Genomic DNA, 2593 nt, shown 5'->3' on the forward strand with positions numbered 1-2593 from the left:
TTCTGGCTCGCTTTCCGTGAGGGGACACGCTGAGTGATGGCTGCTGCTCGGATCAATCTCCTGGAAGTTGTGTGAAAACGACCTGGGCCGATCTCGGTGTGGCCGACAGTTCAGCGTCGTGGAAGAGACTTTGCTCCGGTTGCAGGAGCTGTTGTTCCCGTTGCTCGCGGATGTGACGGTGCAGTCGGTGGACGTGAGCAACGAGGCGATACGCGTCAAGGCCCGGTGTACGGCGGCCGGGGCTGCGTGTCCAGACTGCGCCAGCCGGTCGAGCCGAATACATAGCTCCTACCTGCGGTTTCCTGCCGATGTGCCCAGCGCGGGACGGAGAGTGGTCCTCTCCCTACGGGTCCGCCGGTTCTTCTGTCGGAACGTTTCGTGCGGGCGGTGGACGTTCGTCGAGCAACTGCCGGGGCTGACCCGGCGGCACAGCCGGTGGACCGAGCGCCTGCGTTCGACCCTTGCCGCGGTCGGTCTCGCCCTCGCCGGCCGGGCCGGTGCCCGGTTGGCGCGGGCCTTCGGGGTGTCCGTCAGCCGCAGCACGATCTTGCGCCTGCTCGACGCGTTGCCCGAGCCGGAGACGCCGTCCCCGCGGGTGGTTGGCGTCGACGAGTACGCGACGCGCAAGGGCCGCGTCTACGGCACGGTGCTGGTGGATGTCGAGACCCGTCGACCAGTGGATCTGCTGCCCGACCGGGAGGCACCCAGTCTGGCCGAGTGGCTGACGAAGCGACCAGGGATCGAAGTGGTCTGCCGGGACCGGGCTCCGTTCTTCGCGGAAGGTGCCACGGCCGGGGCGCCCCAGGCGACCCAGGTTGCTGACCGCTGGCACCTTTGGAACAACCTCGGCCAGGCTGCCGAGCGGGCCGTCGCCCGCCACCGCCAGTGCCTGCGCGTTCTCATCCCCGAACCAGCCGAGGAACAACGCGTCGAGCCCACTCCGCCCGAAGAGCTGGCCTCCCCCTGGCAGAGCGACCGGTTCGCCAACCGTATCCGAGCCAGGCATGCCACCGTCCACGCACTGCTGGAAGCCGGCCACAGCCGCCGTTCTATCGGCCGCCAGCTCCACATGACCCATCGCACCGTCAAAAGCCTCGCCGACGCCGCCAAGCCCGAAGACCTCTTCCGTGGGCAGTGGCAGTTCAACCGGACCTCCGCCTTGGACGAGTACAAGCCCTACCTGGACGACCGCTGGAACGAGGGCTGCACCAACGCCTGGAAGCTTTGGAAGGAGATCGTCCCGCTCGGTTACCAGGGAAGTTACGGCATTGTCAGCGCCTACATCAGGAAGAAGCGCGCCTCGCCCCGCCCGGTGACCGCACAGCCACCGGCACCGCGGGTGGTGACCAGATGGATCCTCAGCCGCCCGGAATCCCTCACCGAGATTGAACAACTCCGACTCAAAGCTGTCCTGGCCAACTGCCCCGAACTCGATGCCCTCACCGGACACGTCCGGTCCTTTGCTCAGATGCTCACTGAGCGCCAGGGCCAACGGCTTCCCGAATGGCTCGATGCCGTCCGCAAGGACGACCTGCCCAGCCTGCACACCCTCGCTGCGGGCATTGACCGCGACCGCGATGCCGTCATCGCCGGCCTCACCCTGCCCTGGAATTCCGGCGTAGTCGAAGGACACGTCAACCGGATCAAGATGCTCAAACGCCAGATGTTCGGCCGCGCCGGATTCCAGCTCCTTCGGAAACGCGTGCTGCTCGCTCCGTGAACGGGCTTTGAGGCTCAAAGCGGATGTCACCCAGAGCGGCCAGAAGGCGAGATGCTGGTGCCATGCACACAGAAGAGGGCGAAGTTCCACTGTCCGGAGGGCGTATCACTCCGGGGGTCGTCCGCGTTGGCGACACCGTCCGCAGGCCGGTCACTGCCAGGTCAGCCTTCGTCGCCGAACTGCTGAACCACCTTCAACAATGCAACTTTAAAGGCGCACCACGCTATCTCGGACTCGACAGCGCATGCCGCGACACATTTACCTACGTGCCTGGCCGAGTACCAGCCAGATTCCAGCTCTGGAAAGACGATCAGGTTGCGGCTGCCGGCGCTCTTCTGCGCTCGCTGCATGAGGCCACTCGCAGCTGCCGCCTTACCGGAACCTCTCCGGTCGTCTGCCATCACGATCCAGGCCCGAACAACGTCGTCTTCCAACAAGGCCGACCAATGGCCTTCATCGACTTCGATACAGCAGCACCTGGCAACCCCCTGGAAGACCTCGGGTACATGGCCTGGACCTGGTGCATCTCCTCCAAGCCGCAAGCCCCATCCCCCCACGCACAGGCACACCAGGTAAGAATTCTCGCCAACTCCTACGGACTCGATACCTCCGAGCGCGGCAACCTCGTCAACGCCATCCTCGACCGCCAAAACCGCAACGCCCACTGGTGGCGCCAACATCTCAACGCTCCAGACCCACGCGTGGCTGACAGCAGGCAGATCCTTGCCCGGATCGCCTGGTCCTGGCGTGAACACGAACACACAGCCGCCAACCGCGCTGTCTTCGCGAACGCCCTACGCTAACTGGGATCGATTCAAGGCTGGAGAACTCGAATACGTAGGGTAAACCCGTCACGGAACGTGTGCCAGAACC

At 65.1% G+C, this 2593-nt stretch carries 2 protein-coding genes; both read left to right on the top strand.

Features of this window, described 5'->3' with window-relative positions; translation table 11 throughout:
• Positions 1 to 118: 118 nt before the first annotated feature.
• A complete protein-coding gene (locus EES42_RS44490; RefSeq protein ID WP_124723870.1) occupies positions 119 to 1720 on the top strand; it encodes an ISL3 family transposase in 1602 nt (533 codons plus the stop codon).
• 62 nt (positions 1721 to 1782) lie between these two features.
• A complete protein-coding gene (locus EES42_RS44495) occupies positions 1783 to 2523 on the top strand; it encodes a phosphotransferase family protein (RefSeq protein ID WP_124723871.1) in 741 nt (246 codons plus the stop codon).
• Positions 2524 to 2593 lie beyond the last annotated feature (70 nt).

Origin of the sequence: Streptomyces sp. ADI95-17 (genome assembly GCF_003846175.1) — a bacterium.
GTDB classification, from domain to species: domain Bacteria; phylum Actinomycetota; class Actinomycetes; order Streptomycetales; family Streptomycetaceae; genus Streptomyces; species Streptomyces sanglieri.

Bases quoted from the DNA above. Each gene is read 5' to 3' on its own strand.
- EES42_RS44495 (WP_124723871.1), top strand. From the start codon at position 1,783: ATGCACACAGAAGAGGGCGAAGTTCCACTGTCCGGAGGGCGTATCACT.